Origin of the sequence: Parascardovia denticolens DSM 10105 = JCM 12538 (assembly GCF_001042675.1) — a bacterium.
In the GTDB taxonomy this organism is placed as follows: domain Bacteria; phylum Actinomycetota; class Actinomycetes; order Actinomycetales; family Bifidobacteriaceae; genus Scardovia; species Scardovia denticolens.
Genome location: NZ_AP012333.1, coordinates 73,469 through 90,087 on the forward strand (window position 1 = coordinate 73,469; position 16,619 = coordinate 90,087).

At 60.3% G+C, this 16,619-nt stretch carries 12 protein-coding genes; 5 read left to right on the forward strand and 7 right to left on the reverse strand.

The window, feature by feature from the left end; translation table 11 throughout:
• Window positions 1–10: 10 nt before the first annotated feature.
• The 3 genes from PSDT_RS00325 to PSDT_RS00335 all read right to left on the reverse strand — a co-directional run bounded on the left by PSDT_RS00325 (window position 11) and on the right by PSDT_RS00335 (window position 3,407).
• Complete coding sequence (locus PSDT_RS00325; protein WP_006290812.1) at window positions 11–964, reverse strand: glucose-6-phosphate dehydrogenase assembly protein OpcA; 954 nt, start codon at window positions 962–964, stop codon at window positions 11–13.
• A 47-nt stretch (window positions 965–1,011) separates the two neighbouring features.
• On the reverse strand, window positions 1,012–2,580 hold the full coding sequence (zwf, locus tag PSDT_RS00330) for a glucose-6-phosphate dehydrogenase (protein ID WP_006288396.1): 1,569 nt from the start codon (window positions 2,578–2,580) through the stop codon (window positions 1,012–1,014).
• Window positions 2,581–2,669: 89 nt separating this feature from the next.
• The gene (locus PSDT_RS00335; protein WP_006290810.1) at window positions 2,670–3,407 is read right to left on the reverse strand and encodes a L,D-transpeptidase; all 738 of its coding nucleotides are present in this window, start codon (window positions 3,405–3,407) and stop codon (window positions 2,670–2,672) included.
• Between the two features lie 122 nt (window positions 3,408–3,529).
• On the opposite strand from PSDT_RS00335, the gene PSDT_RS00340 reads away from it, so the two are divergent.
• Window positions 3,530–4,270 (forward strand): HD domain-containing protein, encoded by a 741-nt coding sequence (locus tag PSDT_RS00340; protein WP_006288394.1) that lies wholly within the window; start codon window positions 3,530–3,532, stop codon window positions 4,268–4,270.
• Window positions 4,271–4,351: 81 nt separating this feature from the next.
• On the opposite strand, the gene PSDT_RS00345 is transcribed toward PSDT_RS00340, so the two are convergent.
• The 4 genes from PSDT_RS00345 to PSDT_RS00360 all read right to left on the reverse strand — a co-directional run bounded on the left by PSDT_RS00345 (window position 4,352) and on the right by PSDT_RS00360 (window position 8,553).
• Window positions 4,352–5,827: an L-serine ammonia-lyase gene (locus PSDT_RS00345; protein ID WP_006288393.1), complete on the reverse strand. Its 1,476-nt coding sequence runs from the start codon at window positions 5,825–5,827 to the stop codon at window positions 4,352–4,354.
• A 206-nt stretch (window positions 5,828–6,033) separates the two neighbouring features.
• Window positions 6,034–6,672, reverse strand: coding sequence for a uracil phosphoribosyltransferase (upp, locus tag PSDT_RS00350; RefSeq protein ID WP_036737495.1), 639 nt, complete (start codon window positions 6,670–6,672; stop codon window positions 6,034–6,036).
• A 13-nt stretch (window positions 6,673–6,685) separates the two neighbouring features.
• The gene (locus tag PSDT_RS00355) at window positions 6,686–7,342 is read right to left on the reverse strand and encodes an NUDIX hydrolase (RefSeq protein ID WP_006290806.1); all 657 of its coding nucleotides are present in this window, start codon (window positions 7,340–7,342) and stop codon (window positions 6,686–6,688) included.
• Window positions 7,342–8,553 carry an alpha/beta fold hydrolase gene (locus PSDT_RS00360; RefSeq protein ID WP_006288390.1) on the reverse strand — a complete coding sequence of 404 codons (1,212 nt, stop codon included), beginning with the start codon at window positions 8,551–8,553 and terminating at the stop codon, window positions 7,342–7,344. Before PSDT_RS00360 ends, PSDT_RS00355 begins: the two co-directional genes overlap by 1 nt.
• 240 nt (window positions 8,554–8,793) lie before the next feature.
• On the opposite strand from PSDT_RS00360, the gene PSDT_RS00365 reads away from it, so the two are divergent.
• From PSDT_RS00365 to PSDT_RS00380, 4 genes are all read left to right on the forward strand, one after another.
• On the forward strand, window positions 8,794–11,568 hold the full coding sequence (locus PSDT_RS00365) for a YhgE/Pip domain-containing protein (protein WP_006288389.1): 2,775 nt from the start codon (window positions 8,794–8,796) through the stop codon (window positions 11,566–11,568).
• Window positions 11,565–13,865 (forward strand): YhgE/Pip domain-containing protein, encoded by a 2,301-nt coding sequence (locus PSDT_RS00370; RefSeq protein ID WP_006288388.1) that lies wholly within the window; start codon window positions 11,565–11,567, stop codon window positions 13,863–13,865. The genes PSDT_RS00365 and PSDT_RS00370 overlap by 4 nt, the downstream gene beginning before the upstream one ends.
• Window positions 13,866–14,393: 528 nt before the next feature.
• Entirely contained in the window at window positions 14,394–14,984 is a 591-nt protein-coding gene (locus tag PSDT_RS00375) for an HdeD family acid-resistance protein (protein WP_036737494.1), read from the forward strand.
• Window positions 14,985–15,230: 246 nt separating this feature from the next.
• Window positions 15,231–16,553 carry an ATP-binding protein gene (locus tag PSDT_RS00380; RefSeq protein ID WP_006288386.1) on the forward strand — a complete coding sequence of 441 codons (1,323 nt, stop codon included), beginning with the start codon at window positions 15,231–15,233 and terminating at the stop codon, window positions 16,551–16,553.
• Window positions 16,554–16,619: the final 66 nt, after the last annotated feature.

Below are 16,619 nucleotides of genomic sequence, written 5' to 3' on the forward strand. Positions count from 1 at the left end.
GGCGTCCGGCTTAATGTCCGCCGTCACCTTCGCCGTCGTGATCGATGAGGTCCCATCCTTTCTGAAGAACGGCCGCATAAATGGAATCCGGGTCCAGCCGCCGCATTTCCTCGCTCAGGCAGTCAGCCAGAGTGCGGTGGGGGACGGGGACGATCTGCGGGGCCCGGCCAGGTTCCTGCACTTGCAGGGTGTCGGTTCCGGTGCGCACCAGGCTGGCGGTGCCGTTCTCCCTTTCCACATACACTCCGGTCACGTTGGACGCGTCCGGATCCCGGTGCACGGTCACGGGGACCTTCAGGGACCAGGCCAGCCAGGAGGCCAACAATTCCAAGGGGAGATAGCCTTCGGCCCCACGCAGGGCGACGGATTTGATGGGGCTGTGCGGGGGCTGGCCGATCAAAGCCGCCAGCTGGCTGCGCCAAATGGTCAGCCGGGTCCAGGAAAGGTCGGTGTCTTCCGAGTTCCAATGGGCGCGGACGTTTTCGAAGGTCCTGACCGGATCGGAGGAACGCAGGACGTCCGTGATCCGGCTGCGGGCCATGCGGCCGATCTGGTCGTTTGAAGGGTCTTCCGGGGCTTCGGTCGGCCACCAGGCCATGATGGGCACGTCCGGCACCAGGAGGGGGATGACCAGGGTGTCAAGGTGGCGCAGGAGGCCTCCGGCGGGGTAGAGGATGATGACTTCGCCGGCCCCGGCGTCGGCCCCGAAGCGGATTTCCGCGGTGAGCGGGGCGTCAGTGTCTTCGTCCTGCCTGCAAGCGCACGTGGCGATGGCGATGATGCGGCAGGGATGTTCGCGGCTGGCGAGGTTGACCGCGGTCAGGGCGTTCTCCAATTCGTCCTTGGTGGTGCGGATGAGCATGGTGAAGACGCGGCCGTTGGCGGACTCGCCCCTTTGCTCATGGAGGGCGTTGATCTTATCGGTGATTTGCGCCGTGGTGCAATTCTTAAGCTTGAATTTCATGATTGTTCGCTTTTCTCGCTGATGAGTGGTTTTCGCTGCCGGGAGAATCAGGGCATACGCCAGCTGTGGCCATCCACGGCCAGCATGCGGTCCGCCTGCTCAGGTCCCCAGGTGCCGGCCCGGTATGGCTCCGGCTGGCCCAGTGTGGCCCAGAATTCTTCGATGGGGTCAAGGATCTTCCAGGAAAGGTCGATCTCCTGGGAGGTGGGGAAGAGGGGCGGGTCGCCCATGAGCACGTCCAGGATCAGGCGTTCGTAAGCCTCGGGGGAGGCCTCGGTGAAGGAGGTGCCGTAGGTGAAGTCCATATTCACGTCACGGATCTCCATGGCCGTGCCGGGCACTTTGGAGCCGAAACGCAAGGTGATGCCTTCATCCGGCTGGATGCGCAGGACGATGGCGTTCTCCCCCAGTTGTTGCCCTTCGGCCGTGGTGAAGAGCTGATGAGGGGCCCGCTTGAAGTTGACGGCGATTTCGGTCACCCGCTTGCCCAGGCGTTTGCCGGTACGCAGGTAGAAGGGGACGCCGGCCCAGCGCCGGTTGTCGATGTTCAGGCGAATGGCGGCATAGGTCTCCGTGGTGGACTGAGGATCGATCCCTTTCTCCTCCAGATAGCCCACGACTTTCTCCGACCCCTGCCAGCCGGCCGAATACTGCCCCCGGGCCGTGTGCCTGGCCAGGTCTTCAGGCAGCCGGACCGAAGAGAGGACCTTGATTTTCTCCAAGGCCAGGTCATGGGCGGTGAAAGAGGCCGGCTCCTCCATGGCGGTCAGGGCCATGAGCTGGAGCAGGTGGTTCTGGATGATGTCCCGGGCGGCGCCGATGCCGTCATAATAGCCGGCGCGGCCTCCGATGCCCAGGTCTTCGGCCATGGTGATCTCCACATGGCTGACGTAGTTGGAGTTCCAGATGGGCTCGAACATCATGTTGGAGAAGCGCAGGGCCAGGATGTTCTGGACGGTCTCCTTGCCCAGGTAATGGTCGATGCGGAAGATGGAGTCGGGGTCGAAGACGTTGGCCACCACCCTGTCCAGCTCCCGGGAGCTTTCCAGGTCATGGCCGAAAGGCTTCTCGATGATGACCCGCCTCCAGGCGTCTTCCGTGGAGTAGGCCAGGCCGGAGTTGGCCAGCTGCTGGGCCACGATGGGGAAGTCCCTGGGCGGGATGGACATGTAGAAGGCGTGATTGCCTTCGGTCCCTTTGACCCGGTCCAGTTCGGCCACGGTTTCGCTCAGGCGGGTGAAGGCCTCGGAGTCGTCGAAGGTCCCTTGGACGAAGCGCAGGCAGTCGCTCAGCCGGTTCCAGGTGGACTCCAGGAAAGGAGTGCGGCAGCGTTTCTCCACGTTCTCGCGCACGAAGGCGGCGAAGTCATCGTGGGACCAGGGCCTGCGGCCGAAGCCGACCAAGCCGAACCCGGCGGGCAGAAGGCCCCGGTTCATCAAGTCATAGATGGCCGGCAGAAGTTTGCGTTTGGAAAGGTCGCCGGTGACGCCGAAGAGCACGACGGAGCAGGGTCCGGCGATCTGCTGCATGCGCAGGTCGCGGGGATCCCTCAAAGGATTGCGCCAAGGGTCGGCGGGATCGATCTCGGAATGGGTATTCGTTGTATTTGCGGACATGTCACATATTCTATCCGCAGCCAGGCTGAATCCGCCTTCTTTCCGCCTGATATCGCTAGAAGAGTGGAAAATGCGCCGACGGGAATAATTCAGTAAATCCTCACCGGAGTGCCGTCAGGCAGCTGGTCGAAGAACCATTTGCTGTCGGCCACGCTCATACGCACGCAGCCGTGAGAGGCAGGCCGTCCTAATTTCCGCGCCTCGCTGGTGATGTATGATTCTTTTTCATCGGTGGGGACCGAGTGGAAGAGGATGTCGCCCTGGATTCGGATCCAGTTCTTCGCCCCCATCTTCTCGCGGGTGTTGAAAAAGCTGGCCCCCCGAGGGGTGTCGCTATGGTCACCGGCCACGAAATGGCCGCGCGGGGTGCTCCCGTTCATGCCGGTGGAGACCACGGCCGTGTAGATCGTCTTCTTGCCCGACAGGACGTAGACCCTTTGCTTGGCCAGGTCGACCTCGACGGATAGGTTCCGGTAGGCGGCCAGATTCGGCTGTTTCCCTCCGGTGGGCTTGCGCCAGTCGATAGCTAGGGTCTGGCCCTTGTTCCCGCCCGTCTTGGATTGAGCCCGCTGGGAAGGCCGAGTAGGTTGGGATGGCTGGCTCTGTTTCCGGCTAGGCTCTCGGACGGAGCTCTTGGGCTTGAGTGGGGTCGTCGCCTCCTGCCCCATGGTCTGCGCCTGCCTCATCTGCGGGGTGTTGTCGCCGTGCGTGGTCCGCAGGCCGATGATCAGTCCCATGATCAGGCATACGGCCACCAAGGCTCCAGCGATGACGGCCTCGTAGCCGTTGCGCCGGATCCTGGAAACCGTCTGATGAACCTGATCCATGATTCGCACCCCCTCAGTCTATCGGCAAGCGGGAATGGATCGGGCTGATTCATCTCAAAGCCGTGCCGCCCTGCCACATCCACCGGCGTATGATGAGGACTGACGAACTTTCAGGAGGATGGATGGACGAGCTGACGAAGCGGGATGACTGGAACAAGAGGATTCTGAACGACCTTCTTCCCCGGCTGGACCTGGCCGGCGAAACCCTGGACTGGGCCTTGTCTTTGCACGAGGACCAGGCCCCCGGCGAGCGGGCTTTCGACCTCATCGCCTCCCACTGCGCCATCGTGGCCTATCTGACCCAGGAGATCTGCTTGGGCCTGCCCGTCAGCGACCCCGACAAGGCCACCCTTGACATCCGTCTGGCCACTCTGGGCGGTTTCCTGCATGACATCGGCACCTATCAGGTCGTGGACGACCCCGGGTCCTACGCTTCCGGCCCCGGTCTCGATGACCGCCAGGCCCGCGATTTGGGCAGGCCGGTCACCTTCCACCATAACTACATCCAGCATGGGATCCTGGGCTACCGGTATCTGCTGGATTCCGGGGCCGACGAATCCATCGCCCAATTCGCCCGGAACCACACCGGTCTGGGTCTGACCCGGCAGGCGGTGGAATCCCAGGGCTTGGACCTGCCGGTCGATGATTACCTGCCTCGTACGCGGGAGCAGGAGATCGTCATGTACGCGGACAAATTCAACAGCAAGTCGGACCCCATCACTTTCGTGTCCGTGGAGGATTACGCCCGTCGTTGCGCCCGTTTCGGAGGGGGCAACCTGGAAAGATGGCATCAGATCGTGGCAAAGTACGGAGTTCCCGATATCGACTCCCTGGCCCGGCGGTTTGAGCTGAAAATCGTCTGACCGGAAGCCGAAACATCGGACCGGAGCCGGACTAGAGTCAGGCCGGGCCTTACCGGAGCCAGAGCCGGAAGCGATCCGGCGTCAGCATTGCACGACGGCCGCCAGGCCTCCCCGCGAGGTCTCCCGGTATTTCTCCATCATGTCGTGACCGGTCTCCTTCATGGTCTCGATGGCGGAATCCAAGGAGACGATGTGGGAGCCGTCGGACAGGCGGGCCATCCGGGCGGCGTTGATGGCCGTGTTGGAGGCCATGGCGTTGCGTTCGATGCAGGGGATCTGTACCAGACCGCCGATGGGGTCGCAGGTCAGGCCTAGGTTATGCTCGATGCCGATCTCAGCAGCGTTCTCCACCTGCTGAGGGGTCCCGCCCAAGACCGCGCACAGGCCGGCGGCGGCCATGGAACAGGCGCTGCCCACTTCCCCTTGGCAGCCGACTTCGGCCCCGGAGATGGAGGCGTTGCGTTTGAAGAGATAGCCGATGGCCGATGCGGTCAGTAGGAAGTCAGCTACCCCCTTCTCATCGGCCCCGTCGATGAAATACCAGTAGTAATGCAGGACTGCCGGGATGATGCCGGCGGCGCCGTTGGTCGGGGCGGTGACGATCCGGCCCCCTCCCGCATTCTCTTCATTAACGGCCAGGGCGAACAGGTCCACCCACTCCATGACGCTGTCGCCTCTGATCGCGTCGGTCAAAGGACGCTGGATCCGTTCGGGTGCGTCCCCGTCGAAAATCCGAGTCCGCTCATTGCGGGCCAGATGCCGGTAAAGCTTGGGGGCGCGGCGGGGGACGTGAAGCCCTCCCGGCAGCATGGTGGCCTGGCTCAGGCAACCGTTGCGCACGCAATCCTGCATATGGAACCAGATCTTGCGCAGATAAGCGTCCACGTCTTCCGCCGACCGCATGGCGGTTTCATTGGCGTAAACCAACTGGGCGATGGTCTTCTTTTCTTTGTGGCACAAGCTGACTAGTTCGGAAGCTGTGCCGAAGGGGTAGGGGATGGGTCGCTCGTTGATTTTATCGGGCTCATCCGTCTCCTGGTCGGCCTCCATTGGGTCCGACTTGTCAGCCAGATTCGATTTATCGGTCAGGTCTGACTTATGAACGATGAAACCGCCGCCCACGGAATAGACGGTATCGTGATAAATACGCTGATCGGCGTCGTTAAAAGCGGAAAGACTCATCCCATTGGGATGATAAGTGAGGGTCTTCCACAAATCGAATTCCACATCGGAACGTTGGAAAGCGACCGGATGCCGGAAATCCAAAAGCAAGCTCCCCTTCCGGGAGCATTCATCCAAAACAGTCAGAACGTGGGAAGGGTCCACTGTCTCCGGATCCCATCCTTCCAAACCAGCGGTGACGGCCCTGTCGGTCCCGTGCCCCTTGCCGGTGCTGGACAAAGACCCGTAAAGGGTCGCATGGACGCGGGCGACGGAATCCATCAATCCCTTCTCCTCCAAGGCGTCCGCGAAGGATTTCCCAGCCCGCATAGGGCCGACGGTATGGGAGGAGGAAGGTCCAACGCCTACGCTGAACATGTCGAAAATACTAAGCATCATGCACCGGCCTTAGGGAAAGAATCGGAAGGAGGGGGAGGGGGGGGGAAAAAAAAGAGAAGGGAAAAGACGGGGGAAGACAATTATCGGAAAGGGAAAAGAAAAAGAAGAGGGGCGAACCAGGCGGGCTGCTCCTCTTCCCCCTTACCGTTTCGAATGTTTTTCATGCCATCGTCATCAAGACGTGGCTGGACGAGTCGAAAGGACTAGTCGACCAGGCCGTACAAACGGTCGCCGGCATCGCCCAGCCCGGGGACGATGTAAGCCTTGTCGTTCAGCTTCTCATCCACGGCGCAGACGACTACCTTGAAGTCGATGGAGGGGTCGACCTCCTTCTTCAGCCGTTCCAGGCCTTCGGGGGCGGCGATGATGTCGATGGCGGTCACGTCCTTGGCCCCGCGTTCTTTCAGGTATTGAATGGCGGCGACCAGGGTGCCGCCGGTGGCCAGCATGGGGTCCAGGAGGAAGCACTGACGGTCGGTCAGATCATCAGGCAGGCGGTTGGCGTAAGTGATGATGTCCAAAGTGCTTTCATCCCGTTTCATGCCCAGGAAACCGACTTCGGCGGTGGGCAGGAGGCGGGTCATGCCGTCCAGCATGCCCAATCCGGCGCGGAGGATGGGGATGACCATGGGCTTGGGGCCGGCCAGGTACTTGCCGACGGTAGGGGCCACGGGGGTTTCGATGGGCCGGTCTTCGATGGCCAGGTCGTGGGTCGCTTCATAGGCTTCCAAGGTGACCAGCTCGCTGACCAGTTCACGGAAGATGTTGGAAGGGGTGTTCTTGTCACGCAAAACGGTGAGCTTATGATTGACCAGAGGATGGTCCAGAACAGTAAGATGCATAGTCATGCCTCCATCATAGGCCGACCCTTAGGCCTTTGGAAGGCTTATGCGCCGTCGGCTTTCCGTCCGCTTCCTTGGCCAAAATCCGCCGGATCCGCTCATGCTGGATGGCGATGACGGAGTTGCTTGCCGTCACCCCGGCGGTCAGCAGCCATTCCCAGCTGACCCATCCCCCTTGGATGTATTCGGACTGGTCCAGATCCTGCTCGCCCTGCTTCCACCGGGTCAGGTGGATGACGGCGATATGGGCCAGTTCGTCGCTCATGCCTTCCGAGGAGTAGAAGTCCCCGGCGGGGTCGACCCAGTATCCATCCGGCTCGGGGACGACCCCGGTCTCCTCCCGGATCTCGCGCAACATGGCCGCTTCCGCCCCTTCGGAGGGGTCGATGAAGCCGGCCGGCAGCCCGGGGACGAAGCCACCGGCCCCGATCCGGTATTCGTACTGGAGGAAGTAAAGGTCCCCGGGAACGTCGTGGACCAGCATGACCACGCATGGGGCGTGTTCCACCAAGTCCCGGGTGATCACGTCCGGATGGGCCTTGGTCTCGCCAATCCCGCTCAGCTTCACTTGGCAGCGGTTGACGGAGAAGACCTTTCCGGTGAAAAGACGTTCGCTGGAGAGGATTTGGGCCTGGAAGGCGGAAGAAGGGTCGTCCCCCTCCCCGGGCATCACCGGTTCCCTTCCCGTTTGTCCGCCTCTTCCGGCTTCTCCATTCTTTCCCGTTTGTCCGTCCCGCCCAAGAAGGCGATCGACTGGCGGACCACCGGTTCCAGGATGTCATTGGTGGCCTGGGAGTAGTCGTGCTGGGCCCCGGTCATGAAGATCTTGCGGCCCGGGCCGCCCGCCGGATTGGAGGCGTTAGCCTGGTCCAGTTTGGCCAGGAATTCATCCTGCTTGGGCAGGCTCACGTAGGTGTCTTTTTCGGCTTGGAAGAGGATGAAGGGGGTCTTGATCCGGGCGATGTTGTTTTGTTCGAGCAAGGAGCGGGACATCCGCACGCTTTCCCTCACCCACTGGTAGGCGGCCGCGCTCAGCTGGTAGCCCACGTTCTGCAGGCGGGTCTGGAATTTCCAGACGACCCGGGGGTAGGAGTAGCCGTCCGGCTCGTGGCGGTCCATGGTCTGACTGAATTCGCCTTGGGCGAAGACCCGCTTTTTGCCTTGGCCGAAGAAGCAGAAGATGTTGGCCATGGCCGTGGCTTGTTTGACCGAGATCCCGCCCATCTGCGGTTCCACCATGGGGGAGGAGAAAACCGCCCGGTCGAACAGGTCCGGGTACTGCTCCAGCAGGCTCAGGCCGATGCCGCCTCCCATGGAATGGGCGTACAGCACCAGGTCCCCGTCCCCGTGGGGGCGGACGATCTCGGTGACGAATTTGGCCTGATCCAGCACGTAACGCCGCCAATCGTCGATGTAGACCACGTTGGTGTCGGGGGAGTCGTGCGGGGAGAGGCCGTGGCCGCGGTGCTCCATCATCCAGACGTCGAAGCCGGCCTGGTAGAAGTAGTAGATCAGTTCGTGGTAGCGGGGGATGGTGTCGGTGAAACCGTGGAGGATGACCAGCTGCTTGCGGTGGCAGGGGTCTGCCTGGCTTTCCTTCCCCTCAGCCGTCGGTTCCGCCGGTTCTACCTGGTCAGGCGCCTGGCCCTGGTCCTCCTTGTCATGCAGGTAGGAGGTGTAAAAAAGTCGGCCCTCATGGGACTGGGGAGGGGCTGGCAGATCGGCCAGGCCTTTATGCTGGGCGGGTTCCATCCAGCCTTCGGTCTTGACCCGGTCCAAAGTGGGTAGGACCAGGGTCCGCATGGATTGATCGTAATCTTTTTCGTCGAGGATGCGTACCGCTTCGTCGTCGATCGCGCCTTCATCATGTAAAGCTGTCATGTGGCCATTCTATCGGTTACGCTGCCGGAAGGGATTCCGGGGCGAATCTTTTGTGGATGTTCGTCCGGTTTCCGGCTTTTGACGGCTTCTTATCGTTCATCCTGCGTAGGATGGAAGTTCATTGACAGGATTTTGGCGGGATGGGGACGAAAGACAGGCCGGCGAGTCCGGCAGGCAAACGATGGACCGGCTGCCGGCCGGCGACGGATTGGATTAATTGGATCGACAGGGGAGGCGATTGTGATTTGGCGAATCTTTGCACGCGATTTCCTTCGCATCATCCGCAATCCCATCGCCCTCATCGTCACCATAGCCATCGCCTTCCTCCCCGGCCTCTATTCCTGGGCCAACATCGCCGCCAACTGGGACCCTTACTCCAAGTCGGGCAACATCAAAGTGGCCGTGGCCAATGAAGACAAGGGCTCATCCTCCTCCCTGACCGGGGACATCGACGTAGGCCGGCAAGTGGTGACCCAGCTGAAATCGAACCATTCCTTAGGCTGGACTTTCGTCGACTCCCGTCAGGCCCAGGAAGGGGTGAAATCCGGCGCCTACTACGCCGCCATCATCATCCCCTCCACCTTCAGCTCCCGCTTGATCGGGGCCTTGGAAGGGACGACCAAGCGGCCCGAACTCAAGTATTACGTGAACGAGAAGCTCAATTCCATCGCCCCTAAGGTCACCGACATAGGGGCGAACACTTTGGAAGGGAGCATCAACTCCCAGTTCACCACCCAAGTCAGCAAGGCCGTGGTCGTCCAGCTGAGGAAAGCCAAGAACAAGTTGGAAGGAGACGTGTCCGGCGCTCGCGATGACGTGATCTCCGCCACTGACGAGGCCAAGACCAACGTCGATTCCACCCAGAAGGCCCTCACCGCCCTGTCCACCAAACTGAACACCTCCCTGACCTCGTTGGACCAGGCTTCGAAGACTTTGACCGACTTGCAGACTTCGGTCGCCTCCTTGCGCCGGAGCGTGCAGGCCACCCGGAAGCTCATAGCCAACGCCCAGTCCAGCATGGTGACCTTCAACAATACGACCAGCTCTTTGCTGACTTCCGGGGCCTCCAAGCTCTCCTCCCTGGCCGTGCAGACGTCCTTCTCGGCCGCGGCCATCAACAAGGCCCTCAGTGACCTGTCCATCAACGCCACGGACGCCCAGGCCCAACTCAGCGGCATCGTCTCCCGCAACGACGCCATCGTCACCCAGCTGAACCAAGCCCTGCAAGGGTCCAACCTGAGCAAGGACTCCGACCTTTACAAACGCCTCAATCAGCAAGTGACCCAGCTGCAAGGGCAGATCACCGCGCAGAAGACGGCCTTGCAGAGTTTCTCGACCACCTCCACCAGCCGCCTGACCGCGGCCCAGAGCGGGGTCAGGAATTTCGCCTCCAACCTGTCCAACGCTGCGACGACCAGCGCCAACGCCCTCAACACGGCCAACACCCAACTGACCGGGAACATGTCGACCGCCTTGGTCTCCTCTTTGAGCTCAGCCAACGCTTTGACCGGCTCCCTGGACGGTTCCCTGGCCTCTTTGCAGACCAGCCTGGCCCAAGCCAAGGCCTTGATCGGGCAAATGAAGGGCATCCTCAAACAGACCTCTTCCACCCTGGCCACGACGGCCGGGTCCCTGGGGTCCATCAGCAAGCAGCTGACTTCCATCCATACCGACCTGGTGGCCTTGGACAGCGCCAAATCCTGGCAAAGGTTCAAGAAGATCTCTCTGGACCCCCAGGAGATCAGCCAATTCATCGCGGCCCCGGTCGCCCTGCGCACCCGGATTGTCTATCCCATCGCCAATTACGGCTCGGCCGTCTCCCCCTTCTATACCAACTTGGCCTTGTGGGTGGGGGGTTTCATCCTCATCGCCATCATCAAGATCGAGGTCGACCGGGAAGGGCTCAAACGTTTCAGGGCCCGGGACGCCTATCTGGGCCGCTTCCTCATTTTCCTCATGGTGGGGCTCATGCAAGGCCTCGTCACCGGGATCGGGGACCTCCTGCTCGGCATCCAATGCCTGCGACCGGCTCTTTTCCTCCTGGCCTGCATCTTCCTCTCCTTCGCCTACGTGAGCATCATCTACGCCCTGGCGACCTCCTTCAAACACATCGGCAAGGCCATCGCCGTCCTCCTGGTCATCGTGCAGATCCCCGGGTCCTCAGGCACCTACCCCATCGAGCTCATGCCCAAGTTCTTCCGCGACCTGGAGCCCTGGCTGCCTTTCACCTACGGGATCAACGCCTTGCGCGAGACCATCGGCGGCATGTACGACGGGGCTTACTGGAAGAACATGGCCATGCTCCTGCCTTTCATCGCCGGGGCCTTCATCCTGGGCATCTACATCCGCCCTTACCTCCTCAACCTCAACGCCCTCTTCGACCGCCGTCTGGGGGAGACCGATCTTTTCATCGCCGAAAAGAACAACCTGACCAACCCCCACTTCCGCATCTCCAACGTCCTGCAGAACCTGGTGGGCAACGAAGAGTACCGGGAGCGGGTCCGCGAGCGCACCCAGGCCTTCCTGGAGGTCTACCCGCGACTGATCGTCGCCGGCATCGTGGCCATCGTGGTCATCCCCATCGTCTTCCTGGCCCTGGCCTTCATCGTCCCGGCCAAGCTGGGCTTCCTGGTGGCCTGGATCGTTTCCATCGTCCTGATCGACCTCTTCCTCATCATCCTCGAATACGTGCATGATTCCAACATCCGCGAGTTTGGCCTGACCGAGATGACCGACGAGCGCATGCGCGACGACGTCCTCTCCCGCTTGCGCAAGCGCTGGTCCTTGGCCGACGCCACCGAAAGCTTGGCCGTGGCCGCCCACCCCCACGCCATTTCCCCTTCGGCCATCAAGGATTTGCCCCCTGCCGGGTCTGGTAAGGCCTCGGAAGGCGCGGATGGCGCTGGTTCCGCACGGTCCGCGGAGTCCTCAGAACGTGGCGAGGCCGGCGACGGCGCAAAGTCCTCGGAATCCGCGGAGGGTGGCGCGGCCGACGAGCAAGGAGGCCGGGCATGAGGCACATCTGGAACATCTTCGTGCGTGACCTGAGCAACGCCACCAAAAACGTCATCGGCATCGTCGTCCTCATGGGCCTGGTCATCGTGCCGGCCATGTACGCCTGGTTCAACATCGCCGGCTCCTGGGACCCCTATGGCAACACCAAGAACCTGAAGGTGGCCGTGGTGGACAAGGACAAGGGGTACAAATCGGACCTGGTCCCGGTCGGGATCAACGCCGGGAACACCATCGAATCCACCCTGAGGGCCAACACCCAGCTTAACTGGCAGTTCGTCGACCGGAAAACCGGACTGGATGGGGTCTATTCCGGCAAGTATTACGCCGCCATCATCATCCCCGAAAACTTCAGCAGGGATATGATGACCCTCTTCTCCACCCATGCCAAACGGGCCCGGATCGTCTACTACATCAACGAAAAATCCAACGCCATCGCCCCGCATATCACCGATCAGGGGGCGGACACCATCGTCTCTCAGATCGACGCCACCTTCTCCAAGACCATAGCCAACATCGCCCTGGAACTGGCCAATTCCGTCTCCAAGTATTCCAGCGACAGCAACGCCAACCTCTACCTGTCCAACCTGGTGACCAACCTCACCATCATGTCAGGCAACCTTTCCAACGGGGCCAACCAGCTGCGGGCCTATTCCAGCCTGCTGGGCTCGGCCGTGGACCTCATGGATTCAGCCAACTCGATCATGCAGGAGACCGGCCAGGACGCGGGCAAACTCAGCTCCTCCATCCAGGGGATGAATAAGTCGGTCCGGTCCGTCAACGACGCCCTGGCCTCGTCTTCGGCCGCCATGCAGAAAGCCTTGCAGGCCAGCGCCGCCAGCGTGAAGGCCTTGGATTCGCAGATCGACTCCTTGGCCTCCGGCATCACCAGTCAAAGCGACGCCTGGGGGGCTGAGGCCCAGAAGCTGTCCCAGGATGTGTCCACCCAGGCCGGCCGATACGATCAGGCGGCGAATTCCCTGCAGAAGCTGAGGGATTCGGTGAATCAGACCGCCACCAGCACGACCTTCGACGACCAGGCTAAGTCCCACCTCTTGGGAAGGCTGGACGCCCAGATCTCCCAACTGCGGACCGTGGCCCAGGACCATCGCCACCTCTCTACCACCTTGACCGATACCGTGAACGCCGCTTCGACCGTGAAGTCCACGGCCGCAACCCAGAAGGCCAACCTGAAGAAGCAGGTGGCTTCGGTTGCCCAGGCCATCAAATCCGCCCAGGACGATTACACCAATAAGCTCAAGCCGCAGCTGGACTCCCTGGCCGCATCCTTGTCGCAGCTGGCGACCAGCGTGTCCACCGTCAGCGTGGACCTGACCTCCTCCCTCAATGGCCTGTCCAAGATCAATTCCGACACGGACTCAAGCATGGCCGACGCCCGCAAATCCTTGGATGCCAGCGCCAAATCCCTTTCGAACATCGCCGGCAAACTAGACTCCCTAGCCACCACCGTCCGCTCGGCCAGGTCGGGCGGGCTCCTGTCCGCCCTCGGAGCCGGGAAGAACATCGACGCCACGCTCCTGGCCAACCTCTTCGCCCAACCGGTCAGCATGAAGCGAACAGCCGTCTACCCGGTGGCCAACTACGGCTCCCAGATGGCCCCCTTCTATACCGTTCTGGCCATTTGGGTCGGGTCCGTCATCCTGGTGGCCATGATGGAGGCGAAGATCTCCGACAAGGGCAAGGCCGCGGTCCTGGGTCTGGGCGAGGTGCCGGCCTTGGTGGGCAAAGGCAAGCCTTTGCGCCCGGAGACCCCCGGCAACATGAGTTATTTCGGCCTCCACTTGCGCGAGGAGTACTTCGGCCGCTACCTGGTTTTCCTGCTGCTGGCTTGGGCCCAGGCGACCCTGGTCTGTATGGGGGACCTGTGGTATTTGCGCATTCAATGCGACCATCCTTGGCGCTTTTTCTTCGTGGGCTGGATGTGCGCCTTCGTCTTCTCCAACCTGATGTACGCCCTGACAGTGTCCTTCGGGGCCGTGGGCAAGGCCATCGCCGTGATCCTCCTAGTCATGCAGGTGGCCGGCACCGGCGGCACCTTCCCCGTGCAGATGCTGCCTCAGGCCTTCCAACGCATTTACCCCCTTTTCCCCTTCACGTACGCCATGGCCGCCATGCGCGATTCCATCGCCGGCTCCTACGGCGGCGACTTCTGGGCTCAGATGGGTTACCTGGGTATTTTCGCCCTCGTCGCCCTCCTGATTGGCGTCATTCTGCGCCGGCCCTTCGTCTGGCTGACCACCTGGTTCACCCACCAAGTGGATTCCACCAAGGTGTACTAAAGGTGTACTTGGCGTGCTAAAGAAGACTGTGTTACGAGTGCGTGTTTAGCTTACATAACATGCTAAATACGCTCGGCTTCCCCCCAATTTTCTCCTCGGTTTCCCCTAGTCTCTCCTGTTTTCCCGGTCTTTTCCCAGGATTTCCCTCCGTGCCGGCGGACGTCCGCAGTCTTTTGTGGACTAACTCAATGTATAACGGAAGACCCCGCCTTTTAAGCCACTCTTTTTTTCCAACTTTGACTTAGTACACGCCGGGTGGGAGCGACCCGCCGGAAGTTTCCACTCACCCGGTAGAACTCGCCCGGAGAACTCCTCTTCCCGGTAGAACTCGCCCACCTCCGCCCCCCTCCAGAACTGCTGTCCCTCGGAGCCTCCAACCCCCGAACTCCAGAACTGCTGTCCCTCCGTCTCTCCGCGCTCCCGGACCTCCGAACCGCCGTGTTCTCCGGCAGGGGAATATCGCCCGTCCCCGGGTGGTTGGCTACATGAATGTCCTAACCGGCATAAGTGTTCAGCAAGGAGGCCGTCATGGCTCAGCAATTCGATCACATCCCGGATTTCTTTGAAATCGTTGGCGACGAGCTGGCGAAGTCCGTTCGCCGCAGTTCCATCATCATTGGCGTTCTCGGCATCGTGGCCGGGGTCTGCCTTTTGATTTGGCCCGGCAAGACCTTGGCCGTCGCGGCCGTCGTCCTGGGGATTTATTTCATCGTGGACGCCATCGTCCGCGCGATTGAGCTTTTCCGCCTCCAAGGCATTTCCGACGGCTGGCGTGTTCTGCAAATCGTGCTGAGCGTGCTTCTGCTGATCGCCGGCATCTTCGTCCTGCGCGCGCCCATGGTTTCCGGGGCTTGGCTGGCTCTTTACCTGACCATCTTCGTCGGCATTTCCTGGATCATCGAAGGCATCATCGCTTTCGCCACGGCGGCAACGTTGCTCAATCCTTTCTGGTCGGTTCTCTACGGCGTGATTTCCGTGATCGCCGGCATCTGCGTGCTGGTTTCGCCTTTGTGGAGCACTCAGGTTCTGATGCTTTTCGCCGCCATCACGGCGATTGTCCTCGGCATTTTCTCCCTGATTCGCGGCGCGACTTTCGCCAACTTCCTACAAGGCAAGTAGCTCTGACGGGCAGTTCTGGCAACTAGCTTGGTGAATCATTGAATAGGTGACTTGAATAGATGGCTTGATGCTCAGCAGCCACTAGAGCATTCTTGGGCTTTCTAGAGAGTTCAGAGCAATTTAGGATAATCTCAAGTGATTTAGGGCGATAAATTCCCCTTACCCCCATATTATGTGTTTGACTCGCACATAATACGGGAGGTAAAATGTGGTTAGCTCGCACATTTTATAGGGGGTAATGCTGATATGGAACTTACACGGTCTATCCTGAGTCGTCTCGAGGAGTGGAAGAGCGCGCCTTCCCGCAAGCCTCTCCTTCTGCGTGGCGCCCGTCAGACCGGCAAGACCTGGGTGGTGAATAGGTTCGGCCAACAGTCTTTCGCCCACATTCTTCGCATTGATTTCATGAAGGACTCCCAAGCGGCCAGTTTTTTCACGGGATCTCTTGACCCTCATGCCATTATTGAGAACCTTTCCCTTTACACGGGCATACCGGTGGATCCTTCCGATACGCTGTTGGTCTTCGATGAGATTCAAGAGTGCCCGCAAGCTCTTACTTCTCTGAAATACTTTTGCGAGGATACACCCGAGTATTTCCTGGTGGCTACGGGGTCTTACATGGGGATTTCTCTGCACGAAGGCTCGCCTTTCCCCGTGGGGAAGGTCACTATGATGACCCTGTATCCTCTGACATTCCAGGAGTTTCTTCAGAATTCCGGTCAGGAAGCCCTTGCTCAACGAATCGAAGAAGGGAATTATGCGTCAATCAACCAGGCATTTATTCCACGGCTGACTGAGCTTCTCAAAACCTACTACTTCGTAGGTGGCATGCCAGAAGCGGTCTCCACCTATTTTGACAGCAAGGATTTTGCAGCGGTCCGGGCGGTTCAGAACGACATTCTTTCCACTTATGATCTGGACTTCTCCAAGCATATTGAAATGCGGCTGCTGGAACGGACCCGGTTGGTTTGGAAGAGCCTACCGGCCCAGTTGGCGAAGGAGAACCGCCGTTTCGTTTATGGTGTTGTTCGCCATGGCGCTCGCGCTCGAGATCTCGAGGAATGCATCCAATGGCTGATTGATTATGGCATCATCACAAAAGTGCCTTGTCTGTCGACCTTTCGCTTGCCGCTTTCCGCTTATGAATCGGGATCCGCTTTCAAGATTTTCGCTTCTGATGTTGGTCTGCTCTCCGCGCAGGCGGAATTGTCTGAGTCGGTTTTGGTTGATGGGTCGCGGATATTCACCGAGTTCAAAGGTGCGCTGACCGAGCAGTATGTCTGCCAGCAGCTTCTGGCAGATGGGTATGTGCCCTATTATTGGGCCAATCCCAAGGGAAATGCCGAGATTGATTTTGTGATTGAAAGCGGTTCCCAGGTTCTGCCGATTGAGGTGAAAGCGGAGACCAACGTGCATGCGAAGAGTCTTCGTTACGTTTTCGACCATTTCCAGCTGGCGACCACGGTTCGCATGAGCCTGGCCGGCTTCCGCAAGGATGACTGGGTGCACAACATTCCCTTGTGGGGGGCCGGAGGGCTCAAGAACTATTTTGCGGACAACTTGGGCTGAGTTTTGAAAAGGTTACAATTGCGTCAGATGTTAAAGGGCAGTGATAATTTCGCTCGACTTTTTGGA